A 17,254-nucleotide genomic window follows, 5' to 3' on the forward strand; every position below is an offset into this window, starting at 1 on the left:
TCAGCCGCTGCCAACGACGCTTGCGCCGTGGTGCCGGGCAGCTCGGCCTGAACCATGTACCACCGCTCGCTGTTCGACATCCTGATGGACACCGGCCGCGCCATCGGCACGCTCACCCACGAGATGCAGAACGAAGACGAACTCTTCGCCAGCACGCTCACGCTGCGCGCCGTCGAAGCCCAGTTGCTCATCATGGCCCACACCATGGGCAACATGACCCCCGCGCTGCACCAGCGCCTGCTGCAGGTCGACTGGCCCGGCTGGGCCACCCTGCACGACAAGCTGCGCCACGGCATCCAGCCCCGCCGCGAAGAAATCTGGTACGCCGTCAACGGCCTGGTGCCACAGACCCTGGAGTTGCTGCGTGAGCTGAGGCGCAAGCAGCCGGTGTGGTTTGAGGTGGGGTATTGAGGGCATGGCGGCTGCTGCAGGGCCGGTCAAACGGGGCGATCGGTCAGCTGCTATCGACCCTCAGCTGCCCTTCGGTTCTCTCCAATGCTGCCCGACAGTCAAACCACGGCTCTACGCGTTGCGCATCCAGGAAGCAGCCGCCCACGGCCTCCGGGAACCGGCCAGAAGCGCTTGTCGGCGAAGGTCGTCTGCCATAGGGCATAGCGGTCAAGAACGCCGTGTGCCGGGGTATCAAGCTATCCCGCCACGGCCAGAAGTTCCTGGCCGAGAGTGGACGAGGAAGCGGGCCGTCGCCGGCCTGTTGCACAACGGACGAGCCCGCCGCCAGCCGGCAAAGCCTGGCGTGCGGCCCGCTCAGCCGTTGCGAAAGCGCCAAGGCAGCTGGCGCTCGGCGGCGTCGCGCTGGCGGAACTCGCGCGGTGACAGGCCCAGGGTGCGCTTGAACACCTTCGAGAAGCCAAAGGCGTCCTGATAGCCCACTGCTGCGGCTACCACCTCCAGCCGCTGCTCGGTCTCGGACAGCAGCTGCATCGCGCGCTGCATGCGGAGCGTGCGCAAGTGGTTCAGCGGCGTGTCGCCCATGGTGTCTCGAAAGCGCTGGGCGAACGCGGTTCGCGACAGACCTGCGCGCTGCGCCAGCTCTCCCAGCGTCCAGGGGTGGGCGCAGTCTTCGTGCATCAGCGCCAGCGCACGCTGGAGCTGCGGGTCGCGCGAGGCCTGGCTCCAGCCGGCCCCGGCCTGCGCGCAGCGTGCGCAGACCTCGCGCATCGCATAGGCGAACACCACGTCGAGGAGGCCGTGCACGATGATCGAGCGACCGGCTTGGCTGCCGCGCAGCTCGGCCTCGACCAGGCTGGTGCTGAGCGCCAGCGGCCCGAGCTTGGGCAGCATGGCGGCACGCAGCACCGTCCACGCTGGCAGCTCGGCAAAGAAGGGATGCAGCGGCGTGTTCCAGAACTGGTAGACGCCGCTGATCACCGAGCCGGCGTCGGCCGCCGGCACGTCGTCGGCGTCGGCCGGGGCGCCGATGAACCGCACCTCCAGGCCCTCGATCCGCCCTTGCGCGCTGAGGTGATGGTCGCAGCCGCGTGCTATCACCGCGACGTCGCCGCTGTCCAGCGCGAGCGGTTCGGCCAGTGCGGCCGCGTGCACGTAGACCGGGCCGCGCAACACCAGGTGCAGCCCGATGCTGCGGTCGCAGGGGAAGCGCAGCGCCACCGTGGACTCCAGCACATGCAGGTCGAGCACACGGCGGTGCAGTCCGCTGTCGCGCAGCAGGTCGGCAAGCAGGTCGGCTGTCATTGATCAATTATCCATGAATCGCGTACTACAGGACATGAAATATGTACGTTTGTCCATTCATGGTTCAACCAAATGGATGGACGATGAATGTGTCTTCAATCCCCACAGGACCGTCATCATGTCCAAGATCCTTGTCGTCGGCGCCAGCGGCACCGTCGGATCCGAACTCTCCCGCGTGCTCGCGGCGCAGGGCCATCAGCTGCGCAAGGCCACCAGCCGCGCGCCGACCGCTGCCGACCAGGTGCAGCTCGACGTCGTCGCGCGACGCGGCCTGAACGAAGCCCTGTCCGGCGCCGATGCTGCCTTCCTGCTGGCGTTGCCGGGGCACGCCAACCAGGACGAGTTGCTGGCACCGCTGATCGACGCCGCGCGCGCCCATGGCCTGCGCAAGGTGGTGCTGATGTCGATGATGGGCGCCAACGCCGACGACAACGCGCCGCTGCGCAGGGCCGAGCGCTACCTCGAAGCCTCGGGCCTGCCCTACAACATCCTGCGCCCCAACTGGTTCATGCAGAACTTCAATACCTTCTGGCTGCCCAGCATCGTCACGCAGGGAACGATCCTGCTGCCGGTGGGCACGGCCAAGGGCAGCTTCATCGACACACGCGACATCGCCGCCGCCGCCGCCGTGCTGCTGACCAGCGACACGCTGGCCAACCGCGACTTCGACCTCACCGGACCCGAGGCGCTGAACCACGACCAGGTGGCTGCCATCCTGTCGCGCGAAAGCGGCCGCCGCATCACGTTCCAGGACATCCCGCCCGAGGCGATGCTCGACGGGCTGCTGGGCGCCGGGTTGCCGAAGCCCAACGCCGAGCTCATGGTGATGCTCCTGGGCTTCTTCAAGGCCGGCTACGCCGAGCGCACCACCGACGCGATGGCGCAGATCACCGGCCGCGCGCCGGGCAGCTTCGAGCGCTACGCCCGTGACCATCGGCAGGCCTGGCAGGCCTGATCGAAGCAGACGCGGCCTCGCAGCTGCTTGCTCACACGGCACCTGCTGGACTTCGCCGGGCCAATTGCCGAACACGGCCACGGCGGCGCGTGAGGCAAGGTCTTCGAGCGCGTCGGGAAGGACGGCTACTGGCCGACTGCAGGCATCAGGACGCGAGCAATTCTCGCAGCTGTTTGAGGTACAGAACCTGCAAGCGGTGAGGCTCCGCGCGCGTCCCGCACACCTCGAAGCCTTCCTGCAGATTGAGGCGCGCCATCGCCAGGTTGCCCTGGTCCGTCGAGGTTTCCAGCAGCGCGTATCCCTGGCCTCGCACCCACTCATGTTGCAGCCGCATGAGTTGACGCGCGACGCCGTTTCCGCTCGACATTTCATCCACCCCGCCAAGCCAGCTCTGGGGCAATGCTGAACAAGTCCTGCGTGCTGCGCTGGCGAGAGAACAGGCCGGATCGTAGGCGCGGCGCGAAGGTCGGGCTCTCTGCCCGACGCCGAGCGGCGCAACGACCGAGGCGGCCCGTTATCTCGCCAGTCCTCCAGGGCGGTTCAGGCGGGCGCCAGGCGTCGTTGCGAACCTTGCCCAGGCACGCGCCTAGTCCGGCATCCCGCCTGAATCCGCCGCGGCACGCAGGACTTGTTCAGCATTGCCCTGGTACTTGGACTCCGTCATGGCATATCCGAGCTTGAACCCGATGAGCCGCGCTTCTGACCTTGCTGTGGCCACGCTCGCGTTGGGCATGGCCGAAAGTCGCCAATCGACGTTCAGGTCTGGTTGATCGAAGACGCGCGGTGGTTGGAACTCAAGAAGTCTATCGCGTGGGTCCGCCGTGGCCGAACGCGAAGATTGGCGGGCGGTTACTCGGCAATCCCTGGCGGTCAGCCTTTCACCGTCAGATACCCCATCCACGGCCAGTAGCTGAGGGAGAAGAGAAGCAGCAGCGCGGTGGCCGCGGCGGTGATGACCAGGCCGGTGCGGACGAAGTCGCGGGCCTCGAAGGTGTCGGTGCCGTAGGCGATCATGTTCTGCGGGGCGTTGACCGGCAGGATGAAGCCGAAGCTGATGACGAACTGCAGCAGCATGGTCATGCCGATGATGTTGATGCCTGGGGTCTGCACTGCGCCCAGCACGCTGATGACGATGGGGATCATGGTCGAGGCCAGTGCGGTGGCGCTGGCGAAGCCCAGGTGGATGACGATCAGGAACAGCGAGAGCAGGATCAGGATCGCGAAGGCGCTGGCCTGTTGCAGGCCCAGGTGCTGCACGATGAGCTGGGCCAGCCAGCTGGCCGCCTGCGTCTTGAGCAGCGCGGTGCCCACGCTGATGCCCACGGCGAACAGCAGCACCGTGCCCCAGGGAAAGCCGCGCTGGGATTCCTTCCAGTCCATCACGCCGATCCGTGGCATCAGCATCAGCGCAACGGCGGCAATGGTGGTGGAAGAGGTGTCGAAGTCGTGCAGCACCTTCTCGGTGGACCACAGGCCCAGCAGCGCGAGCACGATGCCCAGGAGCTTCCACTCGCGCGCGGTGGTGGGGCCGATCTCGGCCAGCTGCTGGCGGATGGCTGCCTGCCCGCCGGGGACTTCGTCCATCTCGGGCTTCATCATGCGCGTCATGATGAAGTACAGCGCAATGGTGAGCGCCGCAGAGAAGGGCGCCCCGGCGATGAACCAGTCCAGCCAGGTGATGCTGGTCTGGAACTGTTTCTCGATGAAGCCGATGGCCACCATGTTCTGCGCGGCGGCGGTCTTGATGCCGATGTTCCAGACGCTGGCGGTTTGCGCCGCGGTGATCACCAGCAAGCCTGCGAAGCGGCTTTTGCGGTCCACCTGGAACGCACGGATGAAGCCCATCATGATGGGCACCAGGCAGGCCACGCGGGCGGTCGTGCTCGGCACGATGAAGGACAGCAGAAAGCCAACCACCATGGCACCGATGACGATGTGGCGGCAGTTGGCGTCCACATGCGAAAGCACTCGCAGCGCGATGCGTCGGTCCAGCCCGGTGGCGCTCATCGCGGCAGCGATGAAGCAGGCCGCGGCCACCAGGGCCACGGCGCTGTTGGAGAAGCCAGAGAGCGCGAGATTCAGTGCCGCGCTGGTGCCCATGGCGCTGGCCGCGGCCTTGCCGGGTTCCGCCACCTGGGCCAGTGCGAATGTCATCAAGGCGCCGATCACGACGGCGCTGACGGCGTAGTCCAGGGCTTCGGTGATCCAGACGATCACCGCGAAGGCCAGGATGCCGAGCATCACCTGGCCGGCCGGCGGCAGGCCGGTGGCAGCAGGCATCAGCAGCACCGCCAGCAGGGCGGCGAGCCCGGCCAGGAGACCGGCGCGTTGGACGAGCAGGCGCTTGCCTGCGGCTGGCGCTGCTGCTGTCGATGGGGGAAGAGGCGTGTTGGTGCTGGTGGTGTTCGGGGTGGTGGTGGTCATGGGACACACGCGCTTGCGCACTGCAGTCATGCTTTGAAGAATGAAGCGAGTCTGGGCACGGCCTGTCGTCCCGGTCTTGACCTTGCGCAAGGCGCTGTCGCATGGGCAGGCGCGCTGGCGGCGCGGATCTTGCGGCTTGCCCGCATGACCATCGCGTGCACGCCGCCCCGCTCGCCCATGCACCACTACGCGCGCAGTCGTGCCTGGTGCGAGTGGGAAGACTTTGCGCAGTGGCCAGCGCGGGCCCTGGCCATGCTGGCAGACCCTGGCGAGCAGGGCCGGTTGCCACCCTTCCATCTGCTGTCGCTGCCGGGCATCAGCGCAGCCGATCAACGTGACTGCGCAGACCAGTGGATGGCCGCGCGACTTGCAGCCAGTGCCGACGAGCGCGCTTTGCTGGCGCGGGAATTCGCCAGCACCGATCTGCTGGCAGCGCCCGGCCCTGGGCCTGCCACGCGCCGGCTGCGCATCGGCTACCTCTCCTGCGACTTTCACCAGCACGCCACCGCGCTGCTGATGGTGGAGATGCTGGAGGCGCACGACGCGGCCGATTTCGAGCTGCACGCCTACAGCCATGGCGCGGACGACGGGTTGGGCATGCGCCAGCGGCTGGCCAGATGCTTCGCGCAGTTCCACGACATCAGCGGCTTGGACGACCTGCAGGCCGCGCGCGCCATTCATGCCGACGGCATCGACATCCTGGTCGATCTCAAGGGCTACACCGCCGGGACCCGCACCGCGCTGCTGACCTACCGGCCGGCGCCGCTGCAGGTGAGCTTCCTGGGCTATCCAGGCACGCTGGGCGGCGGCTTTTGCGACTACCTGATCAGCGACCATTTCATCACCCCGCAGGACCGGGCAGGCGACTACAGCGAGGCACTGGCCTGCATGCCGCACAGCTACCAGCCGCACGGCCGCAGCATGGCGTTGCCGCCAGCGCCCAGCCGTGCCGCGGCCGGGCTGCCCGAGCAGGGACTGGTGCTGTGCTGCTTCAACCAGGCCTACAAGTTCACGCCGGCGATGTTCGACATCTGGTGCCAGCTGCTGGCCCAGGTGCCCGGCAGCGTGCTGTGGCTGCTGCACAGCGATCAGGCCGAGGGCAACCTGAGGCAGGAGGCGATGCAGCGCGGCATTGCGCCGCATCGCCTGGTGTTTGCCGAGGACCAGCCCCACGCGGCTCATCTGGCGAGGCTGCAACTGGCAGACCTGGCGCTGGACACCTCGCCGTACAACGCCCACACCACGGCCAGCGATGCGCTGTGGGCCGGCGTGCCGCTGGTGACCTGTGCGGGCGAGACCTTTGCCTCCCGCGTGGCGGGCAGCCTGCTGCGCGCAGTGGGCCTGCCGGAACTTGTCACGCATGACCTGGTGGCCTATGCCGCACTGGCCGCCTCGCTGGCGACCGACCCGGCCCGGCTGCGGGCCCTGCGCCTCAGGCTGGCGGCTCTGCGGGTGCATGCGCCACTGTTCGACGTGCCTGGCCATGCGCGCAGCCTGGAGACGCTCTACCGCGCCATGTGGGCTCGCCATCAGGCCGGGTTGCCGCCTGCAGCGCTGTCCCTCAGCTGAGCTTGGGGCAGCGGCGTGCCCAGGCCGCTCCAGAGTTGCCCCATGGTGAAAAAGCCCCATCCCTGATGCAATTCGCGCATCGGCATGAGCGACATGGTTCGCATACATTCAGTGCCTGTGCCAACTGAAGGGGTCCAGCGGGATGAGAGCCGATCGGCGCTGGTGGTGGCGAGGCGCTCCGGTCGTGCTGGGAGGGGAAGTCCTTCCGCTTGCCAGTGACTCCCCGGCCCGTCGCTTTCCCTGGCGGCGCAGCTACCTTCTCTCCCGCCTGGTGCTAGTGGTCCTGTCCGTGGTCGTGCCACTGACCGCGCTGCAGGTGGTGGGCCTGCTGCGCGACAAGCAGGCGGCAGAGGCCGAAGTCCATCGAAATCTGGAAGCCAGGGTGGCCATCGTGGCCGGGCGCCTGGAGGTGGTGCTGGGGCGTGCCGAGCAACTGCTGACCTTCCTGGCCTCGCGGGAGGAACTCAAGGCCATGAGTGCCAGCCGCTGTGTCGAGTTGCTGCGTGGCGGCGCCGACATCGGGCAGCCTTTCAACAACGTGCTGCTGGTCGACGCAGAAGGGCAGCTCGTCTGCGCGGCGGCAGGGGCGGCCGTCCCCGTCAGTTTTGCTGATCGCGAATGGTTCAAGCAGGGCATGGCGACCGATGGCTTCAACCTGGGCCGGCCCGTCATCGGTCGGCTCACCGGCAAGCAGGCGGCGGTGTTGACACTGCCGGTCCAGTCTCGCCTGGGAACCAAGGTTGGCATGCTCACGGCCTCGATCGACCTGCGTCAGCTGGCCGAGCTGCTGCCTCGGGGCGACCTGCCGGCGCAGGGCACGATTGCCATCGTGCAGTCCCGCGCAGTGTTCCTGGCGCGCAGCCCCGACCCGGACCTCTGGATCGGCCGCACCGTGTCACAGGACGTCCAGGACAAGCGCCGGAAGTCGCCCACCGGCATCATCGTGGCCACCGGGGCCGATGGCATTGAGCGCACCTACGCAACGGCCAACCTTGCGAAGTACGACCTGAGCGTGTGGGCGGGGACGCCGGCCTCGCTGCTGTATGCCAGCTCGAATCACGAGATCTTCTGGCGCGCCGCGACCGTCGGGCTCGTCACCTTGCTTGGCCTTCTGGCGGCCTTCATTGGGGCTCACAGGCTGGCATTGCCACTGCACAGCATGGCAGCGACCACCCGCGAGCTTGCAGCAGGGGGCTTAGGCATGCGGGCCGACGAAACCCTGCCCGGCGAGTTCGGTGAGGTGGCGGTGGAGTTCAACCGGCTGATGAACCGGCAGGAGGACAGCGCAGCGCAACTCCGGGTGTCCGAGCGGCGTGCGCTTCGGGTCAGCAAGCTGTACGAGGCGCTGTCGAGCATGAACCAGGCGATTGCACGCGGCCCGGAGCCGCAGGCCTTGTTCGAGGAGGTGTGCGGCATCTGCGTGCGCACGCGGCTGGCCGAGGTGGCGTGGATCGGTGAGGTGCGGGGCACAACGCAGGGTTGGGTGGTGGCGCCCGTCGCCTGGGTGGGCCGTGGCGAGGGCGGCACCGAGGGCTTGTTGATCACGCTCGATGCTGACTCGCAGGCGCAGGAAGGGCCGATCTCGACCGCACTGCGCCTGGGCCGCCCGACGATTGCGAATGACCTGGCGGGCGCCGAGGGTGGCGCCGGGTGGCACGAGTTCCGCAGGCGCCATGCGCTGAGCACGCTGATCGTGGTGCCCTTCATGTGCGACGGTGCGGTGGTCGGCGTGCTCGGGCTCGGCGTGGGCGGGGGCGACATCTTCGACGAGCCCCTGGTTGCGCTGCTGGAAAACATGATGCATGACATCACCCTCGCGCTCGACTCGCACAAGCGCAAGGCGGCGCGAGTGGCGCTGATGGACGCCGAAGCCGCCAATCAGGCCAAGACGGCATTCCTGTCGAGGATGAGCCATGAACTGCGCACGCCTCTGAATGCGATCCTCGGCTTCACGCAGTTGCTGCAACTGCACAGCCGCGAGGCGCTGGACGAGACGGCCCGCCAGCGGCTGGACAACGTGTTCCTGGCGGGCACGCAGCTCCGCGCGCTGATCGACGACGTGCTGGATGTGTCCAGGATCGAGGCCGGGCAGCTCTCGCTGCAAATGATGGAAACCGGATTGCAGCCCCTGCTCGACGGGGTGCTGAGGATGAGCGAGCCGCTGGCCGAGAAGACCGGCATTGCCTTGCAGGCAGCGTATGCGCACACGCCGGTGCTGTGCGTGAACACCGACCCGACGCGGTTGCGGCAGGTGCTGCTCAACCTGGTTTCGAATGGCATCAAGTACAGCAGGCCCGGCGGGCGCGTGATGCTGGAAGTTGACCAGCTGGACACGCAACTGCAGATCCGGGTGATCGACCACGGGATCGGCATGTCGCAGGACCAGATGGCCGGCCTGTTCCAGGCCTTCAATCGGCTGGGCCGGGAGAACACCCCCATCGAGGGCACCGGCATCGGGCTGAACCTCTCGCGTCAGCTGGTCGAGTTGTTGGGTGGCACGCTCACTGTTGCGAGCCAGGAAAACGCAGGCACGCAGGTGACGCTGCGCTTGCCCCATGGCGAGGGCGCTTCAGGCGCGGTGCGCATCGCTGATCTTGACCCCATGAGGGCTTCAGGCGGCCTGGCGCCCGGCAGCGGGCCCAAGGGGCGGGTGCTCTACATCGAAGACAACCCGGTCAATGCGATGCTCGTCGAGCAGTTGCTGGGCCACTGGCCGGAGGTTCAGGTCGTCATCGCCTCCACCGGCGCGCAGGGGCTGGCGCTGGCAGAGTGCCTGCGGCCCGACCTGATCCTGCTGGACATGCAGTTGCCGGACATGACGGGACTGGAGCTGCTGGCCAGGCTGCGGGCCCGGGACAGCACCGGCCATCTTCGGGTGATCGCCTTGTCGGCCAGCGCCATGGCGGCAGACATCGAGGCCGCCCGGCGCGCCGGCGCCGAAGCCTACTGGGCCAAGCCCATGGACTTTGGGGAGGTGTTGCAAGGGGTGGCCGCCCGGCTGAACGGGTGAGGGCCGCAGTCCAGCCGGGGCCCGCTAGCAGGCCGGCCTGCAACCAGCGGCGCTCAGCCTTGCTTGACGGTGCAGGTGTTGAAGCCCAGCGCGGTGTAGAGCGGGCACCAGCCCAGCGCGCCGGTTAGCAGCGGCACCACGCCCACCCAGCCCCAGACGCCGATCTGGCCGGTGAGCGAAAGGGCGATCAACACCAGTCCGAAGAGGATGCGCACAGCGCGATCCAGCGTGCCTTCATTGCGTGGCATGGGCAGTCTCCTGACACCGGCCGAGGGGCCGGCTTGTGATGCAAGTCTGCGCCGTGGTCCGGTGCCCGGCATTGACCTGGGTCAGTCCGGCCTTGCTCAGGCCGTGACCGGCGTGTCCAGCACTGCCTTCAGGTTGAGGGTGATGTTGGTCTTGGTCGCGTCCACGTAGGGGCAGATGCCTTTGGCGCGTTCCAGCAGGTTGTCGGCCGCCGCCTGGTCCAGCGGGCCGGCCATGTGCACCGTGAGCGTGAGCGCCATGCGGTAGGCCTCTTCGAATGTGATGTACATCGACAGCTCGGCCTCGACATAGCAGCCGCGTAGCGGCAAGTGGGCCTTCTTTGCGATGTGCCGCACCGACTGCTCGAAGCAGGCCGCGAAGGCGCCGGCGAAGAGTTGCTCCGGGTTGGGGCCGTCGCCCTTGCCGCCCATGCTGGCGGGCACGGCCAGCTTGAGTTTCACGCTGCCGTCGTCGCTCTGCACGGTGCCGCTGCGGCCGCCCTGGCTCAGCATCACGGCCTTGTAGACCAGCTCCATGGGAATCTCCAGTAAGCGTGTGGTTGGGGTCCGGGTTTCGAGCGCAGTCTTGGCGCTACTTCAGCTTGAGCAGCTTGTTGCGCTCGGCGGTGCTGAGGTGGCTGAAGTGGCCTTCGCGCGCCGCCTGGCGGCGGTTGGACATGCGGATGGCTTCGATCTTGCCGGCCGGCGCAATGCGTGAGACGGCGCGCTCCAACGTGGTGGCGCCGCAGTGCGGGCAGGTGGGCACGGTGCCAGCGCGCACCAGCACTTCGAACTCGGCCAGGCAGGCCGGGCAGTGGTAGTCGTAGAGCGGCATGCGCAAGCCTCCTGCGTCGCGGTCAGACGGGCCGGTTTTCGTAGACGTTGCGCACCGGGCCCATCAGCTTGAGCCCCTCCTCGAAGCTGAGCGTGGGGAAGCTTTGCGTGAAGCTGCTGGCCTTGTCCGCAATGGCGTCGACCTTGCCGGCGGTGTCCAGCCGCTTGAGTTCGGTCTTCTCCAGGTACAGCAGTTCCAGGGTCTCGTTGTAGACCGTGGCTTCGTCGATGGGCAGCACGTAGAACGTGGCGCCGCCGTACGCCACCTGGTAGCGCTTGGAGATGTCGATGTTGTCGCAGAACAGGAAGTACTTGCCATCGGGTGAGAGGGCGTCGCCCAGCACCTCGGCCAGCAATTGCAGGTACTCGAAGCTCAGCAGGAAGCCGGCCAGGAACCGCAGGTGCGGTTCGCCTTCGTGCGCCACGGCGATCACCTGTTCGCAGCTGATTTCGGGCGGGCGCGCTTCGTCGGCCATCTTGGCCTGGAACTTCAGCGCCAGGTCGCCGCGAAAGCCGATGCGGCCGGCTTGCCTGGTCGGGCCTTTGAGTACGCAATTGAGAAGGCGGCCTTCGGTCTCGAGGCGGCCGAGCACGGTCTGGGCAAGGGTGGTCATGGAAGCGGCTTTCGGTGGGGGTGGAAGGAAGAGGGCAGGACGGGCAGGTGGGTGGTGCCAGCCATGGAGGGAGGGCCGGCCGGATCCGGGGCCGGCTTGTTGCGAATGGCGCGGGCGACCTTGTCGAAGGCCGCGTCGAGTTCGGCCATCAGCGCGTGGTCCGCGCAGGTCTCGGCCAGTGCCTGGCGCATGCAGTTCATCCACGCATCGCTTGCGGCGTCGTCGACCTCGAAGCGCTGGTGGCGGCGGCGCAGCATGGGTGCGCCGTGCAGCGCGCTGTAGCGCTTCTCGCCGCCCATCCATTCCGTCAGGTAATCGACCAGCACGGCGCGCGTGGTCGTCAGGTCGGCCTCGTGCATGGCGCGGATGACGGCAGCTTCGGGCCGTGTGTCCATCGCCGCATAGAAGGCGTTCACCAGGCGCACGACGGCCTCGCGGCCGCCCAGCCGCAGCAGGTGCGAGGGGGCGGGCGGGGCGTTGGGAACAGATGCAGGAAGGGCTTGCATGGGCCCTTCTCTGCAACCCCCGTACCAGCGCGCCCGAGGCGGTGTTCGCATGCCGCTTTCTCCTCGCAGCGGACCCGCCGCTGCGACCCTCAGCGCGCATGCCTGCATGTTGCTGCGGCCTTGTCGCAAGCCCCCGATTTGTCGGTTTCCGGACAAAGGTCACCACCCCGCTTCAGTCCTGGTGGAATGGCACTTTTCCTTTGTAAAACAACGAGTTGTATCGCTTCAGAAGGGGTGGCACGCCCATTGCGATAAGCAGTTGGCGCGGACCCCATGTCAAGCACCGAGGGACCTTCATAAGAAGACCCACACAGGCACCGAAGGCTGCATTGAGATCGCGACGAACCCCTTGTGTCTCGTCTACCTCCTTCAATCCAACTGGAGCAACAAGCAATGTCCAAACTGCGGCAAATCGCCTTCTACGGCAAAGGCGGCATCGGCAAGTCCACCACCTCCCAGAACACCCTGGCCGCGCTGAGCGACCTGGGCCAGAAGATCCTCATCGTCGGCTGCGATCCCAAGGCCGACTCCACCCGTCTGATCCTGCACGCCAAGGCGCAGGACACCATCCTCTCGCTGGCCGCGGAAGCCGGTTCGGTGGAGGACCTGGAACTCGAAGACGTGATGAAGGTGGGCTACAAGGACATCCGTTGCGTCGAATCCGGTGGCCCGGAACCCGGTGTCGGCTGCGCTGGCCGCGGCGTGATCACCTCGATCAACTTCCTGGAAGAAAACGGCGCTTATGACGGCGTGGACTATGTGTCCTACGACGTGCTGGGCGACGTGGTCTGCGGCGGCTTCGCCATGCCGATCCGCGAGAACAAGGCGCAGGAAATCTACATCGTGATGTCCGGCGAGATGATGGCCATGTACGCGGCCAACAACATCTCCAAGGGCATCCTGAAGTACGCCAACAGCGGTGGCGTGCGCCTGGGCGGCCTGGTCTGCAACGAACGCCAGACCGACAAGGAGCTGGAGCTGGCCGACTCGCTGGCCAAGATGCTGGGCAGCCGGCTGATCCACTTCGTGCCGCGCGACAACATCGTGCAGCACGCAGAGCTTCGCCGCATGACAGTGCTGGAGTACGCGCCGGAATCCAAACAGGCACAGGAATACCGCACCCTGGCCGAGAAGATCCACAACAACGCCGGCAACGGCACCATCCCCACGCCCATCACGATGGACCAGCTGGAAGACCTGCTGATGGAGCACGGGATCATGAAGGCCGTGGACGAAAGCCAGGTTGGCAAGACCGCCGCTGAACTCGTCGCCTGACGGCACGCCCCGGAGCGGCGCCCACCGGTGCCGCTCCTCTCTCAGCTGACCCTCGCGCAGCACCCACGGAGCACACACCATGAGCATGACGGTTGAAGACCGCAAGGCCGCGAACAAGGCCTTGATCGATGAAGTCCTGAAGGCCTATCCGGAGAAGATGGCCAAGCGACGCGCCAAGCACCTCGGCCAGTTCGAGGAGGGCAAGCCCGACTGCGGCGTCAAGTCCAACATCAAGTCATTGCCAGGTGTGATGACGATCCGCGGCTGCGCCTATGCCGGCTCCAAGGGCGTGGTGTGGGGTCCCATCAAGGACATGATCCACATCTCGCACGGCCCGGTGGGCTGCGGCCAGTATTCGTGGGCTGCGCGCCGCAACTACTACATCGGCACCACCGGCATCGACACCTTCGTGACGATGCAGTTCACCTCCGACTTCCAGGAGAAGGACATCGTCTTCGGTGGCGACAAGAAGCTCGACAAGATCATCGACGAGATCCAGGTGCTGTTCCCGCTGAACAAGGGCATCTCGATCCAGAGCGAATGCCCGATCGGCTTGATCGGCGACGACATCGAGGCGGTCTCGAAGAAGAAGACCAAGGAATACGGCGGCCACACCATCGTACCGGTGCGCTGCGAAGGCTTCCGCGGCGTGAGCCAGTCGCTGGGCCACCACATTGCCAACGACGCGATCCGCGACTACGTCTTCGACAAGGCGGACCCGAACAAGCGGCCGGACTTCGTCTCCACGCCCTACGACGTGGCCATCATCGGCGACTACAACATTGGCGGCGACGCCTGGTCCAGCCGCATCCTGCTGGAGGAGATGGGCCTGCGTGTGATTGCGCAGTGGTCTGGCGACGGCACCATTGCCGAGCTGGAGAACACCCCGCGCGCCAAGCTCAACGTGCTGCATTGCTACCGCTCGATGAACTACATCAGCCGGCACATGGAAGAGAAGTACGGGGTGCCCTGGGTCGAGTACAACTTCTTCGGCCCGACCATGATCGAGAAGAGCCTGCGCGAGATCGCCGCTCACTTCGACGACACCATCAAGGCCAAGGCTGAAGAAGTCATCGCCAAGTACAAGGCGCTGACCGAGGCGGTGATCGCCAAGTACAAGCCGCGCCTGCAGGGCAAGAAGGTCATGCTGTTCGTGGGTGGCCTGCGGCCGCGCCACGTGATCGGCGCCTACGAGGACCTGGGCATGGAAGTGGTGGGCACAGGCTACGAGTTCGGCCACAACGACGACTACCAGCGCACCACCCACTACGTGAAGGACGGCACGCTGATCTATGACGACGTGACCGGCTACGAGTTCGAGAAGTTCGTCGAGAAGGTGCAGCCGGACCTGGTGGGTTCGGGCATCAAGGAAAAGTACGTGTTCCAGAAGATGGGCGTGCCCTTCCGCCAGATGCACAGCTGGGACTACTCCGGCCCGTACCACGGCTACGACGGCTTTGCCATCTTCGCCCGCGACATGGACATGGCGATTGCCAGCCCGGTGTGGGCACTGGCGAAAGCCCCGTGGAAGAACGCTGCTTGACCCACTTCCGTTCGCGCTGAGCCACCCTTCACCGTTCGCGCTGAGCCGCCCCTCACCGTTCGGGCTGAGCCTGTCGAAGCCTGTCCTGAGCCCGGTCGAAGGACCCTTCGACAGGCTCAGGGCGAACGGAACCCAATCACTGCCTCACCAGGAGTTCACCATGCCCCAGAACGCAGACAAGGTCATTGACCACGAGATGCTCTTCCGCGAGCCTGAGTACCAGGACATCTTCGCGCGCAAGAAAAACGAGTTCGAGTTCAACCATCCGGACGCCAAGATCGCCGAGATCCGCGACTGGACCAAGAGCGTCGAATACAAGGAAAAGAACTTCGCCCGCGAAGCGCTCACCGTCAACCCCGCCAAGGCCTGCCAGCCGCTGGGTGCGGTGTTCGTGGCCAACGGCTTCCACAAGACGCTGAGCTTCGTGCACGGCTCGCAAGGCTGCGTGGCCTACTACCGCTCGCACTTCAGCCGCCACTTCAAGGAACCCACGTCCTGCGTGTCGTCCTCGATGACGGAAGACGCGGCGGTGTTCGGCGGCCTGAACAACATGATCGACGGCCTGGCCAACACCTTCAACCTCTACAAGCCGGAGATGATCGCCGTCTCGACGACCTGCATGGCCGAGGTGATTGGCGACGACCTGAACGCCTTCATCAAGACCTCCAAGGAAAAGGGCAGCATCCCGGCAGAGTTCGACGTGCCGTTTGCCCACACCCCCGCCTTCGTCGGCAGCCACGTGACCGGCTACGACAACGCGCTGCTGGGCATCCTGCAGCATTTCTGGGACGGCAAGGCCGGCACCGCGCCGGCGCTGGAACGCCAGGCCGACGAGAGCATCAACTTCATTGGCGGCTTCGACGGCTTCGTCGTCGGCAACATGAAGGAAATCAAGCGCATCTTCGACCTGTTCGGCGCCGACTACAACGTGCTGTGCGACCCGTCGGAAACCTGGAACACGCCCACCGATGGCGAGTTCCGCATGTACGAAGGCGGCACCACCAAGGAGACGGTGATCCGCGCGCTGAACGCCAAGGCGACCATCGTCTTCCAGGAGTACAGCTGCGAGAAGACCATCAAGTACCTGCGCGAGAAGGGCCAGGAAGTGGTGGTGCTCAACAGCCCCATCGGCGTGGCCGGCACCGATGCCTTCGTGATGGCTTTGTCGCGCCTCATCGGCAAGCCGGTGCCCGCGCTGCTCGAGAAGGAGCGTGGCCAACTGGTGGACGCGATGGCCGACAGCCAGGCCCACCTGCACGGCAAGCGCTACGCGATGTACGGCGACCCGGACATGATGCTGGGCCTGACGCAGTTCCTGCTGGAGCTGGGCGCCGAGCCGGCGCATGTGCTGGCCACCAACGGCACCGACGCCTGGGCCGCCAAGGTGCAGAAGCTGTTCGACGCTTCGCCCTATGGCGCCGGTTGCAAGACCTACCCCAAGCGCGACCTCTGGCACCTGCGCTCGCTGCTGCACACCGAGCCGGTGGACTTCCTGATCGGCAACACCTACGGCAAGTACCTGGAGCGCGACACCGGCGTGCCGCTGATCCGCATGGTCTTCCCGATCTTCGACCGCCACCACTACCACCGCTATCCCATCTGGGGCTACGACGGCGCGCTGCGCACGCTGGTGATGTTCCTGGACGAGTTCTTCGAAACCCTGGACGCGAACACCATCGTCCCGGGCAAGACCGACTACAGCTACGACATCATCAGGTGAATGGTGCCCCTCGGTCGACGGGTACGTCGACCGATCCCCCGAGGGGATGCGGGCCGGCTTGGGGCGGCCCGGCGCTCGGCCCTTTGGGGATGGAGCACCCGGTCTCGCGCAGTCGCGAGGCCGATCTACTCCGTCGAGGTTTTCAGAATCGCGACACAGCTCCCCGTTCGGGCTGAGCCTGTCGAAGCCGGCGCGTATCTCGACGCAAGCACTTCGACGGGCTCAGTGCGAACGGATTCAAAACTGTTTCGATTGAGGGAACTCTCAAGGGCGTTCTTTCAGTCAAGGGGATGCAATGGCCGATTCCGCAGCGGTGTATGTCAAGCACCTTTCCGACGATCGCGTGGTCGAGGTGATCGGGCGGCATGTGTGCATTGCGGGGCAGCCCGAGGCGGACCACCTGGTGGTGCTGGACGAGCACCCGAACCGGCAGGCCATCCTGAAGGCGGTGCCGGGGGCCACGCATGTGGCGGGCCGGGTGCCGCTGACGCTGCCGCAGGCCTCTGTCGCACAGGCCGCGCTGCGGCGGGCGCACGAGACTTACGACGGCAGCCCGCGGGCGGTCAGCGAGCGGCTGCGCCAGGCGGTCTGGCAGAAGACCATGGCCGATGGCGCGGATTGACGAGCTGAAGCGGGAGCCCCGTCATGATCTACGTGGTTGAAGTGCCGCCTGAAGGTGGCCCGGGTCGCCCTCAGGCCTGGTTTGCCTTTGACGAGGCGGACCTGCTCAGCAAGGTGGCCAGCGGCGACGCGCGCGAAGACTTCGAGATCTGGGACAGCGCCAGCGCGCGCGAACTGCTGGCGCTGTTCGACGAGCTGCCCGAGGCCCCAGGTCTGGACCAGCGC

16 protein-coding genes and 1 pseudogene are annotated in these 17,254 nt (G+C 66.4%); 9 read left to right on the top strand and 8 right to left on the bottom strand.

What is annotated here, in order from left to right; genetic code table 11:
- Positions 1 to 54 precede the first annotated feature (54 nt).
- Positions 55 to 411: a ribonuclease HepT family protein gene (locus tag FKP22_RS05285; RefSeq protein WP_141285883.1), complete on the top strand. Its 357-nt coding sequence runs from the start codon at positions 55 to 57 to the stop codon at positions 409 to 411.
- 354 nt (positions 412 to 765) lie between these two features.
- Here FKP22_RS05285 and FKP22_RS05290 read toward each other — a convergent pair whose 3' ends face one another.
- Positions 766 to 1,713, bottom strand: a complete 948-nt coding sequence (locus tag FKP22_RS05290; protein ID WP_141285885.1) for an AraC family transcriptional regulator — start codon at positions 1,711 to 1,713, stop codon at positions 766 to 768.
- Between the two features lie 118 nt (positions 1,714 to 1,831).
- Between FKP22_RS05290 and FKP22_RS05295 the strand changes: the two genes are divergently transcribed.
- Positions 1,832 to 2,668 carry an NmrA family NAD(P)-binding protein gene (locus FKP22_RS05295; protein WP_170200760.1) on the top strand — a complete coding sequence of 279 codons (837 nt, stop codon included), beginning with the start codon at positions 1,832 to 1,834 and terminating at the stop codon, positions 2,666 to 2,668.
- Between the two features lie 145 nt (positions 2,669 to 2,813).
- Here FKP22_RS05295 and FKP22_RS05300 read toward each other — a convergent pair whose 3' ends face one another.
- Positions 2,814 to 3,068: a GNAT family N-acetyltransferase gene (locus FKP22_RS05300; protein WP_141285889.1), complete on the bottom strand. Its 255-nt coding sequence runs from the start codon at positions 3,066 to 3,068 to the stop codon at positions 2,814 to 2,816.
- A gap of 470 nt (positions 3,069 to 3,538) precedes the next feature.
- The gene (locus FKP22_RS05305; protein ID WP_141285891.1) at positions 3,539 to 5,092 is read right to left on the bottom strand and encodes a DASS family sodium-coupled anion symporter; all 1,554 of its coding nucleotides are present in this window, start codon (positions 5,090 to 5,092) and stop codon (positions 3,539 to 3,541) included.
- A 144-nt stretch (positions 5,093 to 5,236) separates the two neighbouring features.
- Here FKP22_RS05305 and FKP22_RS05310 point away from each other — a divergent pair, with 144 nt between their 5' ends.
- Together FKP22_RS05310 and FKP22_RS05315 are read left to right on the top strand one after the other, a co-directional pair.
- The gene (locus FKP22_RS05310) at positions 5,237 to 6,661 is read left to right on the top strand and encodes an O-linked N-acetylglucosamine transferase, SPINDLY family protein (protein WP_231012410.1); all 1,425 of its coding nucleotides are present in this window, start codon (positions 5,237 to 5,239) and stop codon (positions 6,659 to 6,661) included.
- Between the two features lie 271 nt (positions 6,662 to 6,932).
- Entirely contained in the window at positions 6,933 to 9,671 is a 2,739-nt protein-coding gene (locus tag FKP22_RS05315; RefSeq protein WP_170200761.1) for an ATP-binding protein, read from the top strand.
- Positions 9,672 to 9,724: 53 nt separating this feature from the next.
- On the opposite strand, the gene FKP22_RS05320 is transcribed toward FKP22_RS05315, so the two are convergent.
- The 5 genes from FKP22_RS05320 to FKP22_RS05340 form a co-directional block, all read right to left on the bottom strand.
- A complete protein-coding gene (locus tag FKP22_RS05320; protein WP_141285895.1) occupies positions 9,725 to 9,919 on the bottom strand; it encodes a YgaP family membrane protein in 195 nt (64 codons plus the stop codon).
- A 96-nt stretch (positions 9,920 to 10,015) separates the two neighbouring features.
- Positions 10,016 to 10,453, bottom strand: coding sequence for an Ohr family peroxiredoxin (locus FKP22_RS05325; protein ID WP_141285897.1), 438 nt, complete (start codon positions 10,451 to 10,453; stop codon positions 10,016 to 10,018).
- Positions 10,454 to 10,508: 55 nt separating this feature from the next.
- The gene (locus FKP22_RS05330) at positions 10,509 to 10,751 is read right to left on the bottom strand and encodes an FmdB family zinc ribbon protein (protein ID WP_141285899.1); all 243 of its coding nucleotides are present in this window, start codon (positions 10,749 to 10,751) and stop codon (positions 10,509 to 10,511) included.
- A 22-nt stretch (positions 10,752 to 10,773) separates the two neighbouring features.
- On the bottom strand, positions 10,774 to 11,364 hold the full coding sequence (locus tag FKP22_RS05335; RefSeq protein ID WP_141285901.1) for a hypothetical protein: 591 nt from the start codon (positions 11,362 to 11,364) through the stop codon (positions 10,774 to 10,776).
- On the bottom strand, positions 11,361 to 11,870 hold the full coding sequence (locus tag FKP22_RS05340) for a group II truncated hemoglobin (protein WP_141285903.1): 510 nt from the start codon (positions 11,868 to 11,870) through the stop codon (positions 11,361 to 11,363). The genes FKP22_RS05335 and FKP22_RS05340 overlap by 4 nt, the downstream gene beginning before the upstream one ends.
- A 393-nt stretch (positions 11,871 to 12,263) precedes the next feature.
- On the opposite strand from FKP22_RS05340, the gene nifH reads away from it, so the two are divergent.
- The 5 genes and pseudogenes from nifH to FKP22_RS05365 all read left to right on the top strand — a co-directional run.
- Complete coding sequence (gene nifH, locus FKP22_RS05345) at positions 12,264 to 13,145, top strand: nitrogenase iron protein (RefSeq protein WP_141285904.1); 882 nt, start codon at positions 12,264 to 12,266, stop codon at positions 13,143 to 13,145.
- A gap of 79 nt (positions 13,146 to 13,224) precedes the next feature.
- The gene (nifD, locus tag FKP22_RS05350; RefSeq protein WP_141285906.1) at positions 13,225 to 14,688 is read left to right on the top strand and encodes a nitrogenase molybdenum-iron protein alpha chain; all 1,464 of its coding nucleotides are present in this window, start codon (positions 13,225 to 13,227) and stop codon (positions 14,686 to 14,688) included.
- A 160-nt stretch (positions 14,689 to 14,848) separates the two neighbouring features.
- Positions 14,849 to 16,408 carry a nitrogenase molybdenum-iron protein subunit beta gene (gene nifK, locus FKP22_RS05355; protein ID WP_141285908.1) on the top strand — a complete coding sequence of 520 codons (1,560 nt, stop codon included), beginning with the start codon at positions 14,849 to 14,851 and terminating at the stop codon, positions 16,406 to 16,408.
- Positions 16,409 to 16,703: 295 nt separating this feature from the next.
- Positions 16,704 to 17,030, top strand: a complete 327-nt coding sequence (locus FKP22_RS05360) for a hypothetical protein (RefSeq protein ID WP_141285910.1) — start codon at positions 16,704 to 16,706, stop codon at positions 17,028 to 17,030.
- Between the two features lie 23 nt (positions 17,031 to 17,053).
- A pseudogene (locus tag FKP22_RS05365) lies at positions 17,054 to 17,254 on the top strand (hypothetical protein); the annotation flags it as partial.

Origin of the sequence: Ideonella azotifigens (assembly GCF_006519715.1) — a bacterium.
Lineage (GTDB): Bacteria > Pseudomonadota > Gammaproteobacteria > Burkholderiales > Burkholderiaceae_C > Ideonella > Ideonella azotifigens.